Here is a 25100-nt window from a genome sequence, read left to right as displayed (position 1 = left end):
CGTTTGTAACGAGGATTCGGTTTGTAACGAGGATTCCACAAGCGGGGCATTTGCAATGCCCCCTTTTATCCTTATCTGCCTACTTCACCGCCTTATACTTCACCACATATTCTTTCCCTGCCAACAGGACTAATTCATATTCATCATTCCCCAATGCCTTGATCTCACCTTCGTCGGTCTTTGGCTTTGACTTACTTTTGAACTTCAGGACTCCCTGGCCTTCATCTGAGGAAACCTTGATTTCCTTGGTGGAGCAATACACCGAAACATTTCCTTTCGGCGTGGGAACTTTTCCTTCCATCCACTCCAACCCGCCCAATTCAGGACGGATTTCGTACGTACCATATCCTGCGGATAGTGGCTTTACGCCTAGATAGTACTTTCCAAAAAGGTAAATAGGACTGGCTCCCCAAGCGTGGCAAAGGCTCTTGCCATAAGGCCGACCATACATCGACAAATGCTCCGCTCCGGACTCGCTGGGATCATATTTTTCCCAAAAGGAAGTCGCTCCCAAGTCCAGCATACCGCCCCAGTAATCCCGAATTTCATCAAGGACAAATGCTTGCTCGCCCATCGCACAGAGGGCTTCCAGTTCATAAAAACGCATATAGGGAGTCGTGATTTTTTGTACATCATCGTTAAGCAGCACGGAATGCTTGACGGCCTCTTTTTGATCATCTGAGAAGTAATCAAAGAATATCCCGAACATGTTTGCATACCTCGTAACATTGTCAAGCACTTTACCATCGACACGCTGGTGCATGATGGCTTCACGGTCTTCGGACCAAAATACCTTAAACAGCTTTTCTTTCATTTCGTCGGCCAACTTTTGGTACTTTTCATGCCCTTCCTGATCACCAGCGATTTCAGCACTCACGGCCATGGCTTCCAAACTCCTGGCCAGCAGCATCTGCTCAAAACTCACTTCACCCTGCTTGCTCAAGCCATCGGCCCAATCAATAAAGATCCAATCTCCCGGCAGGCCTTCCATCATCCCGTTCTCGTTTCGCCTTCCCAAGCAAAACTCCATCATACTGACCATGCGGGGATAAAAGTTCTTTATAAAATCCTCATCACCGGAGTACAGATAATAATCATATATGCCCACAAACCAGTAAAAAGAATAATCCATGATGGTATTCATATGACTCGATACCGGTTCCTTGCCGCGCAAAGCCAGCAGCGTTCTCCGCACAGATGCATTGTCAAAAAACAAGTAATAGTTCATCAAATAGCTTTGGTAGGCATCACCTGACCAAATCCATCGGTCCCGCTTGATGCCATCCAAGAAAAACTCACGGGTATTGAGGTGCATGGTGTAGGCCGAAACATCCCAAATTTCATTAAGCAACTCATCAGAAGAATTCCATTCTCCTCTATATTCTACCGGCAAGTATTCGTATAGCATTGAAATAGAATCATAGCTTATTCCCGGGGCATGCTGCACTTGGATGTAACGGAAAGCTTTGGAATTAGAGACTGTATAATCCTCCTCTTGACTGCCATCGAATTGGAGGTAATCCAATGTTTCGCAATAAGCACTGTCCAAGGCTTCTTCTTCGGATTCACCGTAGTAGATATTGACATTCCCTTCCCCCTTCAAGCCGTGAAATTTGATATAGCCAAAGGTCTCCTTGCCAAAATCAACCAACTCCCCATCGCCAGCAGGTTTTACGGTTTTGGCATAATGGGGCGTGGTGGCCAACCTGAATTCCGAGGGCAAGTCCTCCGGGCTGTTAAAATCCCATGTGCCTACCGCCTCCCAATTGGTACCGGATTGGTCGCTAGCCTTGCCCGACTCATCTATCCATTCCTTGTCTTCAAAGGTTACCTTCCAGCTCTCATCGGTCACCAAATAATCTCCTTCGATAAACACCGCCGGCACACGCTCTTGGTTATAGACTTTGACAACAATACTGTGCTTGCCTGCAGGAATAGTTATTTTTTGTGACGTTCCATGCTGCTGCTTACCGTCTATCTGAAGCTTAAATTGCCCCTCGGTGTAAATCGCGATTTCATCTTCGGCAGGCAGGGTAAATTCTTTCCTGAACGTTACCAGCGCATACGGGCTGTAATACCGCCAAAGGGGAGGCAAAAAAGCACCACGCTCTGTCCTTCGGGCCTGCATTTTGTTACTGAGCCAAATCTCATAATCACCGGGATACCATATCCAAGTGGCTTGAGGGGCTTTTTCTTGTGCCTGTGTCACTGTGGTAGCAAAGCACATCGCGAAAAGTAATAAGAGAATGGTATATTTTCGGGTTTCCATCTGAGGTTTATTGTTTATGGTATTAAATGGTTATTTATTCTCAAAATGGGATCCTAATCCCAAATCTCCATCCTGCACATTCCCGTGTTGTTAGTACTGAGTAAGGAGATGCTAGACGTGAGATGTTAGAAGTAAGTCTTGGTTCTTGTTACTTTTTACCCCCTAAATCCCCCTGAAGGGGGGACTTGTACTTCACTTTTTCCGCATATATCTTGAATCTTGATAGTTACTTTTCCCGAATTGAATCGGAGGATTTCAAATCCTCCACTGATGACGGTCAACAGTCTGCCGGCACGCTTCCCGTAGGCATTTTCTGCCTTCTTGAGCGACGTCAATGGCCGATCTCTTTAAAACTGCAAGGATATCGGCAGACGTTTATCCTGTACATTCCTGCTTTGGATAATCTTGAGCAATGTTTTGTAGTTGTCACGGCAGCTGAGCTGCAAAATCATGAAGAATGAGCCCTTGGTTCTTTTATAATACCTTGGATCAAAGGATCATCCTTCCATAGATAAAACACCTGTTTTAGGTTAAAAAAAAGTATTTAAAACAGTTACAACCTATTCATAATCAACGTATTGAAATTACCATTTGTAATTATTAGTTTTGAATTATTACTTAATTGTTTAATTAATCACAAAACATTCTACATTTAATTTAAAATCTACTAGTACCGCACTTCTTTTTGTAGCGGTTACGATCGGTTCATGCTCCCATGAAGACCAAATGGAATTATCACCAAAAAATAAACCTACTTCAGTCATTTCCCAAGATCTTATTAATTTTGGCTCTACATGGATCATAGTGGGTAATTTATTTCATCATAAGTTTTAAAGGTAATTTCTCTTATGATGAAATGGCCACACAGAATTAATCCGCCTTGCAGCTATTGGGCGTAAAGAAATTAAACAAGCGGGCGGAAAAAAGGCAGGCTTGCTTGACGAAGTGGTGAACAAAAGGTTGCTGGCGGCTAAACAGGAGGAGTTTGCCTGCATGTGGGCGGGGTTTAATTTTAGCTCAATAGCTGCACAGCGGCGGGGTTTTTTGGCTACTTTTTTTACCTGTAGAAAAAAAGTAGCAACAGTAAAAGATGAAAAGTAAGTTGAATGGAATCAATAAGGTTAAATCACCTACCCATAGTAAATCATATAGAACCTTAATTTTAAAGGAATAGATGTCAGGCATACGGCCAAGACACCCCCAGAAATTCTAGATTACAAAAAAGCGGATTTTCAAAAATTAATAAGAGACGGTTTTAATAAAAAAGATGGTCAAGACATGAAAATGGCTGACTTCCAACATCCATCGTTGGATGAAATGGCTGACTTAGTCAGTAATATTGAATTGAATTATCCAAATGTATACTCGCCAAGCCCAGAAGAGGCAGACATCATACGAGCACAGTTTCCGGGACTGACGGATGAAGATATCGACAAAAATCTCGAAACCATCGATGCATATTACGAACAGAATATGAAGTATGATATTATCCAAGCTCTTATGGAAAAAGAAAAAACTTCAGCCAGTTCCAATGCTTCAGGATATTCAGGATATGCAGGAACTGAGCTTTGTGAAAAAGAATTTTGGATAGTATTTGACAGGCCAAGAGCCGCCTCATCAGTAAAAGATGCCACTAATCGCGCTTTTGAAATGACAGATGAGTTATACCCCAAGCCACACCATCAAAATCGTGCGGATGCCTTCCGACATGGAGTATGGAGTGTGCTGATCGCCAAATACTATGGGACTAAGAAGGATGACATAAACAAGGGGGTTAATTTGGCAAAAGAGTTTGGAGACGCACACGAACAGTGTAACAAAGAAGAGGATGGTGCCCCCGATTACGACCTTGAAATGGACTACCGTAACAACTGGGTAGGGAGAGAGCATTTTGCCAATACTGCTTATTATAAAAAAGTAGGAAAGTGGCCGTTTAAGCGAAATGCACTTTATGCCAAGTCAGATGATAACTACAAAAATGACATTAAGGCTAAGACAGACAAGGCAATCAAAGTCAGTAAATCTAGGGAAGCAGTCTTGGCTACACACCCTTCCATGGTGTACTTTATGGACTAGAAAAAGCAAGCTCTAAGATACAAAACAATATGAGTCTCGGCTAAACCATTCCTATAGAACTTAAGAGGGAAGGCTCTTCCTGAACCCTTCAAAGGTGCTTATAGAGAGTGGATTTAGCCCAGACTAACGTTTAGATAGATTTTATCTGGCTCTATATGGATTATAGTGGGTAAAGATATTATTCCGGTTAAATTAATGTTGATTCATGTTCCTTTTCAGTAGGCAATTTTCTATTCTGCCTTGAGGTATTTGACGTTAAGAAATCAAAGAAGTGGGCTGGAAAAAGCGCAGGCTTGTTTGACGTGAATCAGTACAAAAAATTGGTATGCTGCACAAATAGAGGAGTTTGCCTGCGTGAGTGCTGGCTTTGATTTTAGTCATATAGCTCACCGCAGCGGGTTTTTTTGGTTACGTTTTTCACCTGAAGGAAAAAAGTAACAAGGCAACAAGATGAAAGGCAAGCTAGAATTTGACATGCAAAGTAATAGTTACCCATAGTAAATCATATAGAACCTTTTATCTAAACAATTGACCTTACCTTATTGAGTTAAAAAAATTATGACCAATTAATAAAAGAAAGATATGAAGACGAGAATAATAATTGCATTAATTGCTTTTTTGAGCTTTTCCTGTGAGAACGACGACTTTTCCAAGTCTTTGAAGATCCATGCAAAAAGTGGAATTGGAGAAACAGACTTATGGGTAATTTCGACGAATTATGTCAGCACGTTTGACTCTGCATCCATTCATTTGTCGGATAATGGAGAGATCCTTGATTACGAGTGGACGCCTATACTCGGGGAAGGTACATTTGTGTTTGGCCATGCCGATACCAGAGACACGGTAGGATATTTTACCAACGGCGTAATACATCGCACTGAAGATGAATATTGGGTGACAGTCCTAGAAGATACGCTGAAGGTAAGTACAAAGGGTTTTGAGTAAAAGGTGAAAGTAGAGTATAGAAACGAGCAAGATCATTTCTTTTTAAATTTGCTCAATTTATCCGATATTCCCATTGATATGGCATCAGCACATTAGGTTTCTCAAAACATGATGTTACTGGTAATTTCCGGAGTCAATGATTTATTGTTTTGTGATTTCATCTCACTGAACCTGCATCGAGGTATAAAATAATATTTATACCCACACACATCATCAAGACTTTGATATAACCTTACTGACTACTCTCGGGAAGGTCTTACCCTAAGTAGAAGGTCCAAAACAGGTATCCACTAAGTCATACTCGGTGCCAAGCGGATTACAAATCTGGAACAGTTTATTGAGTCAGAGACTCAAAAATTGCCTGTGCTGGGGCAGAGACCCCGCACAACCCGGAGGGAACTTGGATTCTAAAATCTCAAGTCTCACTACTCAAGACTAATTCCCATTAAACACCACATACATCCCCACCATCACAATGATCAGCGCAATCCATAGCCATTTGACCTTACTCGGCAACTTGGGAATAGCACCATAGTCCAATGTGCTCACATAAAGGTCTTTGCGGTTTCGCTCGGAATAGGAAATCACCACGATCAATACGGCAAGAAAAACGAAAATATAGAATGAAAGCAGCAGGAAATGAGGCCAAAAACCATATTCCGCGTTTGGGAATACCCAAAGGTACAGCACTCCAACTCCCAAGCTCAGAATCGTCCCAAAGAGCAATACGGTATTTGCCGCCCTGGTGGTGGTTTTTTTCCAAAGCACCCCAAACAAAAACACCACGGACATCGGTGGAGCAATAAAGCCCAAAATAGACTGAAACACATCAAACAGGTTTAGCCCTTTGATGCTGTCAATGGCCAAGGTCAGGAAAATGGCTATCACGGCTCCCAAAACGGTCACAACTCTCCCGATCGTAACAATCTGCTTTTGGGTGGCTTCGGGCTTATATTTTTTCACATAAATATCCATCGTAAACACGGTGCTCAGGGCATTCAGTGCCGAATCAATCGTACTCACCAATGCGGCGATCAGCACCGCCATGACCAGCCCGGTCATCCCTACTGGAAACAGCTTGGTCACCATGGTCATATAGGCTTCATCGGGATTGTCCAAGTCTGGAAACAACACAAAACAAATGATCCCCGGAATAATGAATAAGGCCACGTCCAAGATTTTCAACCATCCGGTAAAATTGGCTCCCAATTGACCCTCTTTTAGGTTTTTAGCCCCCAAAACAGACTGCACCATGGACTGGTCAGTACACCAAAACCACACCCCCATCACCGGATAGCCCAACGCAATCGCAATCCAAGGATAATTAGGATCATCGGCCGGCAACAACAAGTTCCAGTATTCCCCAGGTGTCTGGGCAATGAGTTCACCAATTCCTCCGACTTTGTACAGCCCCGTAAGCGTAAGCACCAAGGAAACCAATATCAACAACACCATCTGAAACACATTGGTGTAGGCAATGGCCTTCAGTCCTCCCGCAATGGTGAAAAAAGCGGCAATAAGTATCAGGATGATCACCGAAAGCCAAAGGGGTAAGTCCAGAATCTGCCGAATCAAAATCCCCCCTGCAAAGAGCGTCAGGGAAAGCCAACTTATCAGCACGGTAACGATTGTGTACCAAGCCAGTATATTTTGGGTAGAATTGCCAAAACGCTTCCCCATAAACTCTGGAAGTGTCTGCACCCGAGCACCCAAATAGCGTGGCGCAAAGACTACGGCCAGTAAGAAAATAAAGATGAACGCATACCAAGCAAAATTCCCCGCTACCACGCCCGTGGTATAGCCAATACTCGCTGAAGCGATCAGCATGGAGGGCCCCACATTGGTTCCCCACATGGTGAAGCCTATGCTCGGCCAGCCTAAGGTATTGCCTGCCAAAAACAGGTTCTCATTGGCATCTCTCTTTTTCTTAAAGCTTACCCAGTAGCCGATGCCTATCAGGGTGATCAAGTAGAGACCAACCACTGCAAAATCCAGCGGTTGAAGTATTTCATGTATTTCCATGGGTGTTTTTTGGGTCGTTGTATTTCATTAAATATCATTGCAAGAAGCCGGCAGCACGCCCCCCTCCTCGCAATGAAAATTTAGTTTATGCAGGCACTTCCTTTTTACGATTGCCGTTGACCACAAAAGGATCAGCCCAATAAAGCGGCTTGTCCCCTTTCATGATCGGTTCTGCAGAATATTGGATCAAGAGCACCCTTCTGGATTTTCCTGTCTTGTTCGAGCCGCTGCGATGAAAACAAGTACTCGAAAACAAGGCCACATCTCCTGCATTGAGAATGGCAGGGATACCAGGGTTATCACCAAAATAACCTACCTTATCGTTGGTTCCTTCTTGTAGCTCGTGGTCAATCCTGTTTTTGGTACCCGCATCCTTGTAAGGCAGTAGGTAAACCGTGCCATTCTCTTCGGTGACATCATCCAGCGGACACCAAACCGACAAATAGGGTTTGTGTTCAAAATCGAGGTAGCCTGAGTCCTGATGCCAACTAAAGGTCATGCCTTTATCGGCTGCTTTGACGACAAACTGCTCCAAAAAGAGGTAAACATCTTCGCCGAGGATTTTGCGGGTAATCTCTTCCATCTCTTTGCCAAAGATCAAATCCTGCATGGTTTCGCTGTCCTTGTACCGCAAGGCAATAAAATAACGCTTGCCTTTGTGATTGATCTCGTCCACTTCCACCCCTTTGCGGTCCATTTCATCATCCTTCTCTTTCATAAAACGTTGACATTCGTCTTGAAGGCGTTTTAGTAACTCCTTCGGAATGACATCTTTGACTATGCAAAAGCCATCCTCTTGAAACTGATTTAATTGCTTGTCTGATAAGATATTGCTCATGATTGTTATTTGGTTAATTGGTTGTTAATTTTTTTGTTGAGTAGTGAGATGTGAGACTTATCTGGATACTTGACTCTTTTAGCTTTTGTTATTCGGGGATCATTCCCTTTTTAGGTATTTTTCCAGGCCAAATTCAGCAATTACATCGGCTACTTTTTCTGGTTGGCCAGTGTTCAGGCTTTTTTCCATGGTCTTCAGCAGGGCGATGGTACCAATCCCTTCTGTAAGGTCTGGATAGGCCACAAAATCGTAGTTGATACTATCGGCAAAATGCTCCAAATAGTTATTGTACTCTCCCGCATGATGGCTCTTGCCCTCAAAACGGAAATAATGCTTGGACTTATGCTCCCAGGTCACCACCTGCTCCTCTCCGGTATTATCGGTGATCGCATAGCGTAACTCCATATAATCCCCTTGGCTGCTACCTTCCGTTCCACGAAGGATACAACTCATCTCACTGTCCCGCAGGGCAGGCTGCACTGGTCCTGTGTATGCGCCGGAAACCCTGGCAATGCGGCCATCTGTAGCTTTATAGATAAAATGCATGGTATCGGGATTTTTTAATCCACCTTGCTTCCCATTGGCACTGAGCATGCCATAGCCCATTACCTCCTCTATTTCGGGCAGATACCACCGGATAAAATCCACCGGATGGCTCAACCCACCGTATAGCCACTTAAAAGCCGGCTCCAAGGCCCATGGTTTCTCCAAAAACCATCGGTGATCCGCATGATAATATGCCTCCACGGTGATCAAGTCCCCGATAAGCCCTTTTTTATAGTCGGCTCGCTGTCGCTTCATGGGCTCAAAGAATCGGCTGCTTTGCCCCACAAAAAGACGCTTACCTGTTTTCTTTTGAAGGTCAATAAGCTCCTTGGCATCCTTGAGGTCATCGAGTAGCGGCTTGGTGCATACGACATGCTTGCCATGCTCCATGGCCATTTTGATGTGGCTGGCATGTAGCTTATCGGGAGTATAAATACCTATGGCGTCGATGTCACTGTTTTCCAACATATCTTCATAGCGTGTCGTATAGTGAGTAAAATCAAATTCCTTTGCCCGCTGCTTGCACAATGCCTCATTGCGGTCACATATCTGCACCAGCTGGATTTTCTGACTGTTCAATGCCGCAGAAATAGTGCTGCGGCCTTCCCCAAGCCCTAAAATCCCTAACCGTAATGTTCCTTCTTTTGTCATCTATTTTATAATGTTTTTTCCGTTTTTGATACTCCTTATGCGATAGTCGATGGGGTTATCCCTGCCCCAAATTATTCCATCCCTTTCTCCTTTAGCGCCTGCCAGATTCCATTGAACCCGCCATCGATCACCAAGGGTTGGGTCTTCTTGAAATCCATTTCATCCGTGCATGAAACGGACGTAGGATAAATCGGAATCGAAGCACCTTGCTTTACCCACACGGGCATTTCCTCCAATGGAATAGGATCCATGGCTACCCATTTGGGACCTTCCTGGCAGGCCCCCGTGAAGAAATCCACCCAACTTCCCTCTGGAAGATAGACCTTTCGAGCGTTTCCGCTGTTCATGACCGGCGCCACCAAGAAATCCTCTCCAAAGAAATACTGGTCATCCAAGTGCCAGCACATGGGATCTTCTGGAAAATGCAGGAGCATGGCCCTCAGCATTGGCATGCCAGCGCGGATGGACTGTTGGCTTTGCTCCAGGATATAGGGCAGAAGGACATAGCGCAGTTCCCACCATTTTCTGACCACACCTGCTATGGCCGGATAATGGTACGGCTCCCTTTTGGAGGTACCATGATAGCGAATATGAGAAGTAAAGACACCAAACTGCGTCCATCGGACATAGAGGTCATCAGGAATAACGGAATTCATGAAATTGGGCACTCCATGGAATCCGGGCACATCATGGCTCCAAAAACCGAAGCCCGATAAGCCTAAGTGCAGTCCACCTTTGAGCGATCCAGCCATCCCGTCCCAACTGGCGGCGGCATCACCTCCCCAGTGGATGGGGTACCGCTGACATCCTGCCCATCCGGCACGTGCCCACACTACGCCGTCACCAGCCACCTCTTCGGTCACTTCAAAGGCCGCCTTTTGATACAGCAAAGCGTAAATGTTGTTCAAGAGCTCCGCAGGCATATCATGGTACGTTGCATCCAAGTGGATTTCTTCTCCGAAATCCGTTTTGATACAGGTCACACCCATCTCCAGTAATTCTCTCAATAGACCTTTGTACCATTCCACTGCTGCTGGATAGGTAAAATCAATGGTCCCAGCGTAGTCCAAGGCACTGAAATTGGAACCGCCCTGTACTTTGCTTTCTTTTAATGGGCCGATATACTTATTGGCTTTTGCCTCATCGTGCTGGATGGCATTGGCGGCGATATACGGCATTTGCCAAAGGCTCACCCTGTACCCCTGCTGCTTCAGTTTTTGGACAAATCCTTTTGGATCTGGAAAACGCTCAGCATTGAATTTCCATTCGCACAACCAGTCCGTCTCAAACCAGCCGGTATCCAAGTGGATCACGTCACAAGGGAATTTTTCGGCCCGCAAGCGATCACAAATTTCCGCTACCTCATCGGCGGAAAAATAGGTCATACGACTCATCCAAACCCCAAAACTCCATAAAGGCGGCATGGCTGGAAACCCTGTTAACCTTCGGTAATGGTGTAGTATTTCGTTTGGTTTTTCCCCTCCCAACAAGAACACATCCGCCAGCGCCTCCTCCACCAACAGCTGTACAGACCGTGTGCTGTGATCGGCAAAAGAGAGCTTTCCGTACGCTGAGGTATGCAAAAACACCCCATACATTTCACTGGACAGGTAAAAGGGGATGTTCTTATACGTTCTTCTGTTATTGACGCCTTGGCCGTCTTGGTTTTTTAGCTGAAACGTCCGGCCCGACAAGTCCATTTTGGTAAAACGCTCACCAGTCCCCACAAACTTTTCATCAGGCTCGGCTGCAAATGAAAGGGTTGCCTTCGCCGGCTTTCCTTCCACGGAAATCATGGCCAGCCCCATGGCATCTACCCTTTCGGGGAAAAACTGGTCTTGGCTACTGATGTGAACGGCCTTCTTGCCATCTGGAAAAAAAGTAGCCTGAAATGCTGGCTCAGGAGCAGGCAGTAAGTCGCTCCACCAGTCGATCGTCGGTGCGGACAGGTCAATAATCGCCCGTACCACTTGCCTATCGTCCCTGATAATCCATTTCTCAGCTGCTTTTTCTATAGACAAGGGGCTCTCCTTCACATCGCTGGCCATTTCCAACATGGGAGATTCTTCATGCACCTTTTGTCCCATCGCTGATGTTACCCGTAAAATGCGCTCTCCATAGGCCCGTATATGCAACTCAAAAGATTGAGCCTCCACTTCCGGATCTGGCTGCATATCCACCGTTGGTTTTTGGCAATGAAAAGGCACATGCACAATGACTCCTTTGTCGCACTGTTCGATCGCCAATGGCCTTCCAGCACGCCACAACCGATCTGTAGCGACACCCAGTCGTTCTGGATCAAAATCCAAAAAATCAAAAAGTTGGTAGTTTGTTTGTTTCATGTGATGTTGTTGAACTGTTTGGTTGTTGGATCGTTTGAGTGTAACACTATCGGTTGTCAGACTATCTCCGGCGCAGCAGACGGGACTGCCTTCGCCTTTCGTACATCGATACTCCTGCCAAAGCCTACCTCGGAAACTGTCGGGAGATACTGGCAGGATATCATTCGATATTCTTTATTCTTTACTCTTTACTCTTTATTCTTTACTCTTTATTCATAAGACTTCATACCCACTTCTCCCGTCCCTCAAGTCTCAAGTCTCACATCTCAATACTAGCTACTTGATATTCCTATAGGCTTCTTCAAGTCCCGCCTTTTCTTTTATGGCCATATCCACATCGGGGCCGTTGTTTTCCCACTTATTGCCAGGGCCTGGGCTATTGGAAAAGAACTTGTCCCGCTCAGTCCAATTGTTAATGGCACGGATATAGGACGAGCCTTCATCGAAGTAAATGTACTGGTGATGGTGTGGCATGTGCGCATAAGGCGCATCCTGGAGGTCGTATATCGCATTTTTACTAATTTCAGTATTGGGCTGGGCAGACAGGGTATATATCCCTCCCACATCATACATTTGCTTCGCAAAGTTGTGGATGCGATTGGCATGAATGCGATTGTTCTTGGTTGCCGTAATGGTCTTGGTCCAAAACCAGCCCACACATATCCCCGAGTAGTTGACATCACTCACTTCATTATGCACAATATCGATATCATGTGCAGAACCTACACTGATCCCGACACAGCCCCAATCTTCGTTGGTTACATTGGTAATGTAATTGTTGGCAATAGTGAGGTGATGGACCAGCTCCCGCTGATCAATGGGATTATAAGGCAAATGGGACTCGAAGTCTGGGCCACCAAAGTACCCTGCTTGGATACCTGTGCCGCCAATATCCCTAAACACATTCCCAATAACCTCACTGTCACTGACTCCTTCTACCATGTCCAGTCCCGTGGCGGCCATGCGTTCGAATCGGCAACGCTCAAAGCGGATGTGATGGGCATAATTGACCGCGACTCCTGCTGGCTGGCGTCCCGTCCAAGCTTGGTTCTCCAAGCTTGCCTTATCAGGCGTTCCCGGCTTCTTTAATTTGTAGGCTTCCAAAATAAACCATCCCGCTTGTAAAGGCACATGTCCACGGTGCGATGGCCTCAGCCAAGTCGCATGCTCAAAGCCAATCCCTTCAAAAGCAACATGCTTCACGGGATGGTCTGCTGTACCATCTACCTGAACGATCGTTTCCAAAAACGGAACAATGACCTCCGCAGCTGACATATCTTCATTGGCTTTTGGCCAGTAATACACTTTTCCACCTTTTTTATCGTGATACCATTCTCCCGACTGGCTGAGCAATTCTGCCGCTCCCTGCCAATAAAAAGCCGAATTGCCGTTGTATTCCTTTTTGGCATCGATAAATGGTGCAGGCCAAGGATGCTGAAACTCTATTTGGCTTTCTGGCTGGTGAAAGGTCAGCTTGGTTTTATCCCCTTGGACGTCCACAGATTTCACCCGTAGGTTGGCAATGGCCCACCACTGGTGAATGACAAATTCCAATTGATGGAGGTTTTCAAAATCCCATTTCGGTGTGGGAATCCACATTTCCTGCCGTGCACTGTCCACGGATAGAATCCTGTCCAGTTCCCCTTCATAAAGGTTGGTGGCCCTTTTGGCCTTTTGGCCATTGACCCAAAGCTGCCGGAATTCCACCTCTTGGCCGCCCACCACCGGCACATCAGCCACCCAAAGATTGCCCTTTGCCGCTGTGGGAAGTCCTGCCGGAAAGGTCGTCGCCTTTTGCCATCCCAACACTTTTGTTCCTCCCGAAAAAACAGGGGATGCTCCCGATACCGCTTTGACGATCGTGGGGCTTTCTGCTGTGCCGGCATCCTCTGGGCGGATCAGCAATGGCTCTATGAACCGGTAAACACCTTCCCCCACCATGATCTGAATCCCATCTGCCACAGAAGGATCGTGCAGGCGGCGCAGTTCCCTGGCTTTGCGCAGTGCCATATGGACCGTGGCCAAGGGGGTTGATTTTGATCCATCATTGGCATCATCGCCATTTTTGGATACCCAGATATCCAAGGCCATTGCATTTGTCATCTGGCCTGTCAGAAGGGCCACTAGAAGTAATAAGGTTATGCTCAGTTTATGCATCTTGTGAAATGATTTCCTTTTATTATCAAAGCCTCTTTCAGCTTCACTTATACCACTTAATATTACAGCCGTACAGGTTCATTACTATCCTGCACTTTCAGGATAAAGCGGTTCTTTTACCCCAACTTGTCACGCTTTGAGCGTGTAGTTTTTTACAAACACAAAGAAGGCAAATGACAGTAGCCATCTCTCTGACGTCATAGCGAGGAAGCATGACGAAGCCATCTTGTACCTCTATTAAGGTAGCTTCTTCCCACTGGTTATTGTAATGACGCTTTAATGAGGCAAGTTCGCCATGACGGTTTTTGGCCCGAGTTATTTAAAATCCTGGATTCTGCTCCAAATTTGGATTGGACAACACATCCGCAGGAGGAATGGGGAAAATCAGGTATTTTGGATCAGAAGGTTCCTTGAGGGTCCACTCTCCCAAAAATGTCCCAAAACGAACCATATCTTGTCTTCGATGACCTTCCCAGAACAACTCCCTTCCCCTTTCGTCCAGCAGCACTTGGGCATTCACTTCATCCAGCGGGCCAATTTCATTCCGCACACGAACCTGGTTGATGATTTCCAAAGCACTTTCCTGATCACCATTGCGCCACTGCGCTTCTGCCTTCATCAGCAAAAGATCCGCATAGCGCAGCAGGACCACGTCGTTATTGGCCGCTCCCGGATATTGATAATCCGGAATGTACTTTACGGGACGAAAGCCATTCCATAGGGTAGCTCCCACGATAGTGGGTACTTCCTTGGTAAATACTACATCTGGCAATGGATTGCCATCAGCATCCGTCTGCTGCCCTGTCAAAAAACCCGCATTGTAGCCATGAGCTTCTGTCAAGGGGTGCTCGTAATACCTTCTGATATCATTTTCTTCGAATAAATCATAAACTTCCGGTGTGGAACAGAAGCCATTCCAGCCTCCGCCGTTTGGAAGGGTCATCTCCGTGGGAAATATCGCATGCCACCATACCCACATAGAGTGGGACCTCACACCGCCCAGTCCTTCGATCGTAAAGATCAACTCCGAGGAGGCACTATTATTTTCCGGTACAAAACTGTCCCAGTAAAAATCCAGGCTTTTACCTTGGATCGCATCTACATGGGCCATCACTTTTTCCATATCCGAAGAGGAAAACTGTGGTGTCTCCCGGTTTTCATACACCCCTCTGTTCAGGTATAGTTTGGCCAGCAAACCATGTGCTGCATTCTGCGAAGCACGATAGGCCGGCCCGTCAACAGGAAGGTCGGGAAGTACTTCCTCCACCTCTTGAATGATAAAATCTGCCGCTACCTTGCCCCGGAGGACTGTGGATGCTTCCAGTAAATTGTCCCCAGGCTCTCGAAAGGGCACTTGGTCAAATAGGTCCAACACGGAGTACATAAAAAACGCCCTCAGAAATCTCGCTTCAGCGGCCAGCGCTTCAGTGGGCTCAAAAGAGAGGACATTGGTCGCATCAAAAATCCCTTTGTTCAGCCCTCGCCAAAGGGATTGGATGTAGGGATTGGTCGGCACCCAAGTGTGGGTGTGCAGTTGGCGGTAAACACCGCCATTGTCCCACCCGGATGGCCGGGATGGCACCACTGCAGCATCTGCACTGATTTCTTGAAATAGCCATACACAGCCCGCATGCTGGATGTACCGGCTGTCAAAGTCCCGATAGACCGTTTCCATTAAGGAGCTAAAATCAACATTTTCTTTTAAGAAGGCCTCTGCCTTTTCTTTTGGTAATTCTGAACGCAACTCTTCATCCAAATCGGTGCAAGAAAATAATGCTGTCAGTGCCAATGAATATATTATGGATTGTTTTTTCATGGTTTTTGGGTTTCTCATTTATGAGGCATTGTCTATAATTGACGAGGTATAGTGGATTAGACTTCATCTCACGTATTCCTCAGAAGGAAGCACTCACCCCCAAGAGGAATGTCCTCGCTCTCGGGTAAGGAGCATACTCGATCCCATAGGATGGGACACCATCTACAGCCCTGTTGGTATTTACTTCCGGATCAAAACCGCTATAGTTTGTGATCAAAAACAGGTTTTGACCGGTAAGGGAAAACCGAAGGTTACTGATAACTTCACCGATTCCACCTAGGTTATAGCTGATAGAAGCATTCTGCAGCCTAAGGAAATCGCCATCTTCCAAGAAACGGGTGGAGACGACATTGGCATTGGCAAGGCTTTCATTTCCCAATCCTATTTCTGGTGATGAATTTCTCCCCAAACCAAAATTGGCAGCGGTCAGGTAGGCATTGGCGGTGTTATTATAAATCTGATGACCAAATGCCCCATTTAAGCTCATGTTAAAGCCAAACCTCCCATAGTCCAGCCGTGTGTTTACGCCCAACAGGAAGTTGGGATTGGGATCGCCTACAAATTCTTCCTGATCGGAATAGAGGGCCACACCATCTTCATCAAAGCCTTCAAACATGAGCATCTTAAACACATTCAGCGGGTGGTCGTTGACCAATTGCTGTGAATTGGACCCCCCTCCAAGTCCATTGCCATTGATTTGGCCAGTCCAGACAGGTGCTCCATCATAATCGGTCAGCTCATTGGTGAGATAGGTGGCATTCATGCCCACCTCCCATAGCAATTTCTCGGAATCGGCCACAATGGTACTCAGCATCAACTCCATCCCGCGGTTTCTGACAGTTGCTGGCACATTGGTCCAAAACTGGGCTGCGGGTGCCGGCTGGATGGTCGGCAATTGAAACAACAGGTCTGTAGTGGCCTTATCAAAGTACTCCAGTGACCCCATCAGCTTCGAACGGAAAAGCGAAAAATCAAGGCCAATGTTTACCGTTTCGGTGGTTTCCCATTTCAAATCCGGATTGGCCACATTGATTAGGGAAATTTGCTGATTCCCGAAGGCATATCGCTCTTGTGAAGCGCCCGCAGGAAATTCCTGATTGCCCGTAATTCCCCATCCAATTCTCAATTTCATATTATCCACAAGATTACTGGACTTCATAAACCCCTCTTCGCTAAGCACCCAAGCACCGGCAAATGACGGAAAGTAACCATACTTGTTATTTTCCCCAAACTTCGTAGAACCATCCGCCCGCATGGTGCCTGTCAGCAAAAAGCGATCGGAAAAGTTCAGGTTCAATCGTCCGAAGAATGACTGTAGCTGGTTGGTAGGGTCGCGAAAAGAACTTACACTCACATTATCCCGCGAGGGATTCTGCAGGATGTCGGTGCCCAGCACATCAAAAGACGTAAAGCCCCGAGCGGAGATATTGTTCACATAGCTTTTGTAATCTTGAAACTCATACCCCACCAGGGCATCCAAGTGGACATTGCCCAAATCCTTTTTGTAGTTAAGCGTATGGTTAAGTGTCTGGCTGGTCAAGGTAGAGGTATTGGATAGTGCCAATCCCAAATCCGTGATGGTACTCAAAAACAATTCTCCTGATGTATCCACTGTACGGTTGCCTTTGGCATGGTTTACACCAATGCTAAAACGGTAATCAAGCCCATCAATAATGTTTACGGTCAGGGCCAAATTCCCCAAAATATTCGTCACATTGCTCTCATCATTATAGTAAGCCAAAAGCGCCGCAGGGTTGGTGGACAGTCCATCCACCTCATTACCGCTCTGGCTAAACATCCGCTGGACAAACGTCCCGTCCGCATACCGAAAAGGCACGGTCGGGTTCCACTCAATCGCATTTCCGATCAAGCTGCCATTGACATTGGAGTTTTCAGCGATCGGAGCCCCCTCTTCTACGGTATTGGAAGCAATCAAACTGACATCTAGCTTGATCCTGTCATCTGGCAAAAACCGGTAACCAGTGGTATAACTGGCGGTATATTTCGTTAATCCAGACTCCTTCACGACACCTTCCTGGTCATGGTATCCCAGGGAAAGCCGATAACTGTTCTTTTCTCCACCACCACTCACGCTTAAGTTTAGCCGGTTGGTCAAAGCCGTCTGAGTGATTTCATCAAAGGCATCCACGGCATCACCACCGTTGTTCCCATCCATTTCCCTGTGCTGCAATGCCCTCCGGTAGGTATCGCCATCCATGATATTTGGCCGGCGTACCATGGTACTCACAGCGGTACTCATATCCACCGTCACTTGGGGAGCCCCAGATTTTCCTTTTTTGGTGGTGATCATGACCACGCCATTGGCACCCCTGGAACCATAGATGGCCGTGGCCGATGCGTCTTTAAGTACATCGATGGATGCGATGTCATTGGGATTGATAAAGTTAAGCGGATTGGATCCCTCTGTGCTGCCCAGCTCTCCTGCTGTGGCTCCGGGCTTGGTATTGCGGCCATCCAAGGGCACACCATCCACTACAAAAAGGGGCTGATTGCCAGACCTTACCGAAGAGGTTCCCCGGATCCTAAAAGTCACCTGACCGCCAGGGGCACCACTATTATTGATGATGTCCACTCCGGCCACTTTTCCTTGGATCAACTGGTCTGGGGATACATTCACCCCTTTGTTAAACCCTTCTTCCCCCACACGGCTGACTGCCCCGGTAAGGTCGCGTTTTCGGGCAGTACCGTAGCCCACAACGATGACTTCATCGAGGTTTTGAACGTCCTGCTCCAATGAGATTTCGAGGTTACTTTCATTGCCAATGGAAACTTCCTTGGACAGGTAGCCCACAAAGGAAACCACCAGCGTGCTGGCATCATCTGGCACCGTCAGCTGAAAGGCTCCATCCATATCGGTGACGGTACCGTTTGAGGTCCCTTTCAGCATAATGTTCACCCCTGGAATAGTCTGTCCGTCCTCTGCGTCCCTGACCACTCCACGGATGGTTTTTTCTACGGGAAGCACAAATGAAGCATGATAGATCGGCCCTGTATCTGCTACAGCACCTGTAGAAAATGCCTGTGTACCTAGCCAGGTACCTGCAAGCATCATGAGTAATTTTGGGTTCATAAGTTAGGAATATTTTGGGTTGTAAATTCAATACCTGCTGCCTTCATCTCGCACCTTATCAAGGTCAAGGCTTTCAACTGCATTGCTCTTTCAATATCGATTTTTTAATTTTTATCATTGAAAAAATTAAAACGACGGTCGATTTCATAAAAAAGGTTTTATAATAATACGTAGGAAAATCAGCAGCCGTAAATACTTATCGGCTTAATCAAAAAAAAGGCTCTATATAGATTACAGTGGGTAGATTATTTTATCAAAAATCCTGATGATTAATCATTACCTAATAAAATAGCCCCAAGGACATCATCCGCCTAGCAGCTATTGGGCGTGAAGAAATTAAACCCGTTTTATGCATTAGGAATCGTAATAGATAGGCTAATGCATAATGCGGGTTCAATGCCGTTTAGTTAAGGGGATTTCCTTCTTTTCATATACCTAAAAGTCCTTTTTTTGATTGACTTTGGCTAGGGAAACCTGATCATCCTGGTGGATTTTATCCTTTTCCTTTTTTCCCCCGAAAGCCTTCGGGGCAGGCTATTGATGAAAAAAGAAAGAAAAAAATCCAGGCCGGTGGTCTGCCTTTTAAAATGGAACATGGATTTACCCTGCGACGTGGATCCGTCACCCATTTTAATTTCCAGCCGATGGCTACGACCTAAAAGTGAGTGGGTCTCGCTGTTCCACGACGCGAGCCAACTCACTTTCTTAACGGCCTCCACCATCGGCTGGAAAACAGGCATACCAAGGGCCGTCATAAGGAAGCGATACATTTTTGGGACTTATTAACTGAATTCGCCTTGCAGGTATTGGAGGTTAAGAAATTAAAAAGCGGGCGGGCAAAAAGGCAGGCTTGTTTGACGAAAGGCTGACCAAAAAGAATGTTGGCAGCTAGAAAAGGCACCTGCCTTTAGATAGGCATTCTTGGCTTTAGACAGGAGGAGTTTGCCTGGATGAGGGAAGGTTTTAATTTTAGCCCAATAGCTGCACACCTGTGCGCCGTGGCGTAGCGGCGGGGTTTTTGGATCACTTTTTTGACCTATAGCAAAAAAGTGACAAAGGTTAAAGGAACCATTTCACTGAAATTTAACAATCTGTCCTACTAACCTGAGATCGACTTAATTTTAGTATTAAAAGCGTCATACGAACCCTTTTAAGGAGGATGTGGGTTGGAAAAGGGTGTGGCAATCCTGAAATACTGAGACTGCCACGGCTTACACCCCTCATATCTCCCTCTAAGCCTCGCAGTGACGATTTTATAATCGAACTGAGGTTACTACTTACCCATATTAAATCATATCGAACCAAAAAAAGCTTCCAACCAAACAAGCGGTAGGAAGCTTTTTTTATGTTTAACCCGAAATCAATGCCGTTTAGTTAAGGTACTCATTGAGTGCCACCCTGAGCGGAGTCAAGGAGCGACACATCCCCTCTCCTGGCTTAACAAAACAACATTAGACCAGCACTATGCATAAACCGGGTTTAAGCACCCTTTTTATAGGTAACCTGGATTCTGGGACATTTCCGCCTCGATGTTCGCATCAATGGTCGTCTGAGGAATCGGAAACAATGCATGATAATCCTGGATCGTCGGACCACTTTGAGGGTTATATCTTTTGGTGCGCTCCACGAGTTTTCCCATTCTATTCAGTGTTAATCTTCTATTTTCTTCAATGATGAGCTCTCGGGCCCTTTCGTCCAATATAAAATCGAGGTCAACATCCCCTGCTGCGATTGGAGCTGCCTTGGCTCTCAGCCGTATCTCGTTTATATCTTCCGCAGCCAAATCTGCATTCCCATTTAGAAAATACGCTTCAGCCCGCAATAGATAGGTTTCTGCAAGTCGCATTAAATAAACATCTTTAAACGAACGCCCGTAATTGGCGCCTTCTAAGTATTCGGCAGTACCTTCTATTTTGGTCAGCATCGGGTAAAACTGTACCATGGAGTCCAAACGATTTGGATCCAGCTGCACTTCTTGACCAAAGTACTCAGACGCTGGGTTATTATAATAATAAGTCCTGCGAATGTTAAACGAGGAATTTCTGACATCCCCTTCGTCCTCCCATATTTCATAGGAATAATAATTGGTCGGTCTCACCCAAGCTACGCCACGCCCAAGGCTGTCCACAGAAAGCTCCATTCCCGGCTCGCCATTGGGGTCGGTAATTTCCCACCATTTTGGTCCCCAAGCTCTTAGCCAAGTCACACCTTTCCATTTGCTGTTTTCGACCGTTCCTCCCGGTGTGGACCGTGGTTCAAATTGGAGGTTCCAAATTGTCTCCATGTTTCCAGTGGATCGGTTTTGGTTATCTTGGGCGTGAAGATCCGAAATAACATCTCCCGGCTGATCCACCCAAGCGCCAAAACGTTCCCTCATCAGGTCGTAATTACCATCATCGATCACATTGGTCGCCGCATCAATGGCAGCACTGTAATCACCGAGACTAATGTACACTTCGGCGAGCAAATGGTACGCCGCCGCCTTCGTCACCCGGCCATCCACACTGGCCTCATCGGGAAGCCATTGTGCCGCAAACTCTAGGTCCTGCTTGGCAAAATCATATACTTCTCCCCTTGGGCTACGCTGAAAATCTGCCTTAGGTGCCCGGTAAAGCTGATCCACAATGGGCACATCACCGTACAAATTTGCCAAGAAATTATAGGCATATGCCCTGAAAAACCTGGCTTCTGCGATGACCGCATTTCGCTGTTCTTCACTATCCCAAAAATCTGCTTCTGTTGCATATTGGATGATGGTATTTGCCCGAGGCATCAAGTTCCGGTATCCCCAGTTCCAGTAATGGTCCACCGCATAAAGCGTGGGGGTAAGCCAAGTACCATAATCCTTAAAATCTGCCAATGACCGGTCTCCTGTGGTGGCTACATCGGTGCCATAGTACATGGCCTGCATTTTAGAGCCGTCCTCGCGGAAGTAAAGGTGCCTTACGGACTCGTAAAGCCCGGTGATGGCACTTTCAAAGCCCTCTGGATTGGTCAGGACCACATCAGAATTCAGGAAGTCCAAAGGTTTTTCTTCCAAGAAATCATTTTCGCAAGAGATCACAGCGCCCACTAAACTTGCTCCTAGCAATAAATGCGCTGCTTTTTTGATGTATTTTTTAGCTGTTTTTTTCATGACTTTTGGCTTTGGTGTTAAAAGCTGATATTTAGTCCTGCTATTATCGTTCGTGGGGTCGGGTACAGGTTGGTGATGGTATTGTTTCCACTTTCTGGATCTGGCCCTAGCCAGTCGGTAAAGGTGGCGAGGTTTCTCCCACTCAGGTACACCTTCAAACCTGACATTTTCCATTTTTCCAACATAGCTTCAGGAAAACGATACGCGAGCGTCGCATCCTGAATCCTGACAAAGTCCCTGCTGAGGTAATAGCCCCTTCCCAACGGATTGGTATAGGTAAGCCCCGGCCGTTCGTTAGACTGGTTCTCGGGAGTCCAATAGCCAGCATTGAGAAAATTCACGGATCTCCCAGGGTAGCTATTCCCCGTTTGAGTACTTACATCCAGCAGGTTAAACTGCGCTTCCCAGCCGGTCATGGCGTTCACAAAAACAGATAGTGACCAATTTTTATAGTTGAATTGATTATTCAAGCCAATGCGATACTTAGGTGCAGTTTGTCCCAGGACGGTTCTATCGTCTGGTGAAATTTGACCATCACTGTTCAGGTCTTTTACCCTTACCCATCCCGCTTGGTAGCCATCTGGCATCTCATCACCTTCTTGATAGATCCCATCAAAAGCATAATCATACGTCACGCCAATGGGCTGACCGATAAACCACCTGTTGCCCAGATCATCATCCTCTTGTCCATCGCCATCGGAATCTGCATAGTATAGGTGATCAATGCGGTTTTTATTCGTAGAAAACGTCAAGGTACTGTTCCAAGAAAAGTCCCTCTTTTGGATAATCCCACCATTTAAGGTCAATTCAAAACCGGTGTTGCTGGTCTGTCCCAAGTTGGCAGTGGTAGACCAAAAACCGGTCATTGCGGGAAGGCTTCGTGCCAGAAGAAGGTCGGTCGTGGTCATATCGTAAAATTCTGCTGTTCCGGACAACCTTCCTTTCCACAGCTCAAAATCCACGGCGGCATTGAAAGAAGCGGTGGTCTCCCATCCAAGGCTCGGATTTGGCATGTATTCAGGATTGGGAAAAAGTGCCGTGTAAGTATCGGCTCCAAATACGTATTGGAAGGAATCGGACCGATCCAGTGATCGGTACGCCGAAACCGCCTGATTCCCGACTTCGCCATAGCTCAACCTAAGTTTTAGCATGTCGATGGTGTTTTGGTTCATCATAAAAGCCTCGTCACTCATCACCCAGCCTAGGGCCACTGACGGGAAGGTGCCGAACTTTTTGTCCTCACCAAATACAGACGCTCCATCTCTCCTCGCGGTAAGGGTAATCATATAGCGGTTTTTATACCGGTAATTCAATCGGGCCATGGAAGAAACGCCATCCTGCTGGCTTCCCTCGGTTTCGATTTGCTGTGTTTCCGCAATTTCAAGGTTATGCCAGCCATTGGCATCATTGACGAATCCCCTACCTTCTGCAAAGGTCCCCTCTCGGAAAGCGTGGTTTCGTCCATAGAGCAATGTGACATCAAAACCGTGATCATTGATTTCCTTCGTGTAGGTAACGATATTTTCGAATTGCCAATTCTTCCGATTTTGATTGTACTTTCTACCGGTGCCCGGGTTATTGATCCCATTTCGCTGATAAATCGGCTGGAAAGAATAATCGTGGCTCCAGCGGATGTTTGGATTGTAATTGAACCGATAGCTTAGCCCTTCCAGAAATGGCACATCAATGATCGCAAATAAATTGGCCATGAGGTTATTTGAAATTTGCTCATTGTCCATTTGTAGCGCATTGAACATGGGGTTGTTTACCAGATTATCCCCTGTAGGGTATGGTACCGGATCTGTTTTGGCGTCATCGTAGTACATTTTGGCATAGGGTGTGAGCCAATAGCCATTCAGCACGGATGCTTCCACTCCTGAAAGATCGCGCTGTACGTACTGGGTATTTGCCCCGATCTTTAACCAATCGGTAATTTGATTGGTCAGGTTTAGGCGCATGGAAACTCTACTGGCGCGATCTCCATAAATCAGCCCCTCCTCATCCACATAACTTCCGGAAATGAAATAATTGGTTTTGTCGCTCTGACCGGAAACACTGAGGTTAATGGATTTTTGGGAGGCATTTTGCGAAATCTCATCCCATGGATCCAGGGTCCTTCCGGCATCGTACATTTCCCTTTCTTCTGCACTTAGCAGCTCACGGACATCCACTGTGGGATCATCAGGCTGATTTTGGGACCTGAAGTCCAGCCGTCGCTGTAGGTATTCGTCAGGTGAATAAAGGGGCATTTTATAGCTCCAATCAGACACCCCTGCATAGGAATTGATTCGGATGAGCGGCTTCTCGGATGTTCCCTTTTTGGAAGTAATCAGGATTACCCCGTTGGCAGCTCTAGAGCCGTAAATCGCCGAAGCACTCGCATCCTTCAATACTTCCATGGATGCTACGTCTGATGGGTTGATATCTGACAGCTCACCATTAAAAAATGCCCCATCCAAAATGATCAGCGGGTCATTGCTCGCGGTAATAGAACGTTGGCCACGGACAAGGACATTGCCTCCTTGGCCCGGCCGGCCGTTATCTGTAAACTGCACCCCGGCTACCCTTCCACGGAGCGCTTGGCCGATATTGGTATTAGGTTGGGTTTCCAGTTGATCCACTTCCACTGAGCTCACTGAGCCTGTGACATTGCGCTTTACCTGGGTACCATAACCGACGACCACCACTTCTTCCAAACTTTCTAAATCAGAATGAAGTGATATTTCCATGACACCTTGGTTGCCCACAGTTATTTCTTGGGAAACATAACCGATAAACGAAAAGACCAAGACACTTTGCGGCCCTTCCACTTCGATTTCAAATTTACCATCAATATCCGTAACGGTACCTTTACTTGAATTTTTCAGTCTTACATTTACACCAGGGATCAATTCACCGCTATCGGCATCCCGGACAGTGCCACGCACGGTTGCTGCATCTTGCTGGATGACCAACGTGCCAGGGGGTGGACTTGGTTGATTAAGGAGGGTGATTCCTGTAGCATTGGCACTTGAAAGCACCATGCTACTTCCTGCCACCAGGGTGGCAAAGAGTAATTTTGGATTCATACGTTTGGAAATTTTGGGTTTTCAAAATGGATTGCTAATCCGATATTGTCACTAGTAAATATCACTAGAACTAAGCAAAACCGAATAAAAATTAAAACGACGGTCGATTTTATAAAAAGGTCACTATATTTGTCTTTATTCTA

The 25100-nt window shown here is 46.2% G+C and carries 14 protein-coding genes; 3 read left to right on the top strand and 11 right to left on the bottom strand.

Annotated elements, in window-relative coordinates:
* Positions 1–79 precede the first annotated feature (79 nt).
* Positions 80–2269 (bottom strand): alpha-L-rhamnosidase-related protein, encoded by a 2190-nt coding sequence (locus tag FDP09_RS07635; RefSeq protein ID WP_137402102.1) that lies wholly within the window; start codon positions 2267–2269, stop codon positions 80–82.
* Between the two features lie 212 nt (positions 2270–2481).
* Here FDP09_RS07635 and FDP09_RS07630 point away from each other — a divergent pair, with 212 nt between their 5' ends.
* From FDP09_RS07630 to FDP09_RS07620, 3 genes are all read left to right on the top strand, one after another.
* Positions 2482–2730 (top strand): hypothetical protein, encoded by a 249-nt coding sequence (locus FDP09_RS07630; RefSeq protein WP_137402101.1) that lies wholly within the window; start codon positions 2482–2484, stop codon positions 2728–2730.
* An 817-nt stretch (positions 2731–3547) separates the two neighbouring features.
* Positions 3548–4345: a DUF6973 domain-containing protein gene (locus FDP09_RS07625; RefSeq protein WP_137402100.1), complete on the top strand. Its 798-nt coding sequence runs from the start codon at positions 3548–3550 to the stop codon at positions 4343–4345.
* A gap of 582 nt (positions 4346–4927) precedes the next feature.
* Positions 4928–5290, top strand: coding sequence for a hypothetical protein (locus FDP09_RS07620; protein ID WP_137402099.1), 363 nt, complete (start codon positions 4928–4930; stop codon positions 5288–5290).
* Between the two features lie 435 nt (positions 5291–5725).
* Here FDP09_RS07620 and FDP09_RS07615 read toward each other — a convergent pair whose 3' ends face one another.
* The 10 genes from FDP09_RS07615 to FDP09_RS07570 all read right to left on the bottom strand — a co-directional run bounded on the left by FDP09_RS07615 (position 5726) and on the right by FDP09_RS07570 (position 24957).
* Positions 5726–7312, bottom strand: coding sequence for a sodium:solute symporter (locus FDP09_RS07615; protein WP_137402098.1), 1587 nt, complete (start codon positions 7310–7312; stop codon positions 5726–5728).
* Positions 7313–7397: 85 nt separating this feature from the next.
* A complete protein-coding gene (locus tag FDP09_RS07610; protein WP_137402097.1) occupies positions 7398–8150 on the bottom strand; it encodes a phytanoyl-CoA dioxygenase family protein in 753 nt (250 codons plus the stop codon).
* Between the two features lie 99 nt (positions 8151–8249).
* Positions 8250–9347 carry a Gfo/Idh/MocA family protein gene (locus FDP09_RS07605; protein WP_137402096.1) on the bottom strand — a complete coding sequence of 366 codons (1098 nt, stop codon included), beginning with the start codon at positions 9345–9347 and terminating at the stop codon, positions 8250–8252.
* Between the two features lie 71 nt (positions 9348–9418).
* A complete protein-coding gene (locus tag FDP09_RS07600; protein WP_137402095.1) occupies positions 9419–11689 on the bottom strand; it encodes a glycoside hydrolase family 31 protein in 2271 nt (756 codons plus the stop codon).
* A gap of 276 nt (positions 11690–11965) precedes the next feature.
* Complete coding sequence (locus FDP09_RS07595; RefSeq protein WP_137402094.1) at positions 11966–13846, bottom strand: right-handed parallel beta-helix repeat-containing protein; 1881 nt, start codon at positions 13844–13846, stop codon at positions 11966–11968.
* Positions 13847–14165: 319 nt separating this feature from the next.
* Positions 14166–15662, bottom strand: a complete 1497-nt coding sequence (locus FDP09_RS07590) for a RagB/SusD family nutrient uptake outer membrane protein (RefSeq protein WP_137402093.1) — start codon at positions 15660–15662, stop codon at positions 14166–14168.
* 79 nt (positions 15663–15741) lie between these two features.
* Positions 15742–18753 (bottom strand): SusC/RagA family TonB-linked outer membrane protein, encoded by a 3012-nt coding sequence (locus tag FDP09_RS07585; RefSeq protein WP_137402092.1) that lies wholly within the window; start codon positions 18751–18753, stop codon positions 15742–15744.
* Between the two features lie 464 nt (positions 18754–19217).
* Positions 19218–19523 (bottom strand): hypothetical protein, encoded by a 306-nt coding sequence (locus tag FDP09_RS07580; protein WP_137402091.1) that lies wholly within the window; start codon positions 19521–19523, stop codon positions 19218–19220.
* A gap of 722 nt (positions 19524–20245) precedes the next feature.
* Positions 20246–21889, bottom strand: a complete 1644-nt coding sequence (locus tag FDP09_RS07575) for a RagB/SusD family nutrient uptake outer membrane protein (protein WP_137402090.1) — start codon at positions 21887–21889, stop codon at positions 20246–20248.
* A 17-nt stretch (positions 21890–21906) separates the two neighbouring features.
* The gene (locus tag FDP09_RS07570; RefSeq protein ID WP_137402089.1) at positions 21907–24957 is read right to left on the bottom strand and encodes a SusC/RagA family TonB-linked outer membrane protein; all 3051 of its coding nucleotides are present in this window, start codon (positions 24955–24957) and stop codon (positions 21907–21909) included.
* Positions 24958–25100: the final 143 nt, after the last annotated feature.

It is taken from the genome of Echinicola rosea (assembly GCF_005281475.1).
GTDB lineage: Bacteria > Bacteroidota > Bacteroidia > Cytophagales > Cyclobacteriaceae > Echinicola > Echinicola rosea.
The sequence above is the reverse complement of the archived record's forward strand: the minus strand, read 5'-3'. Positions and strand labels throughout refer to the sequence as shown.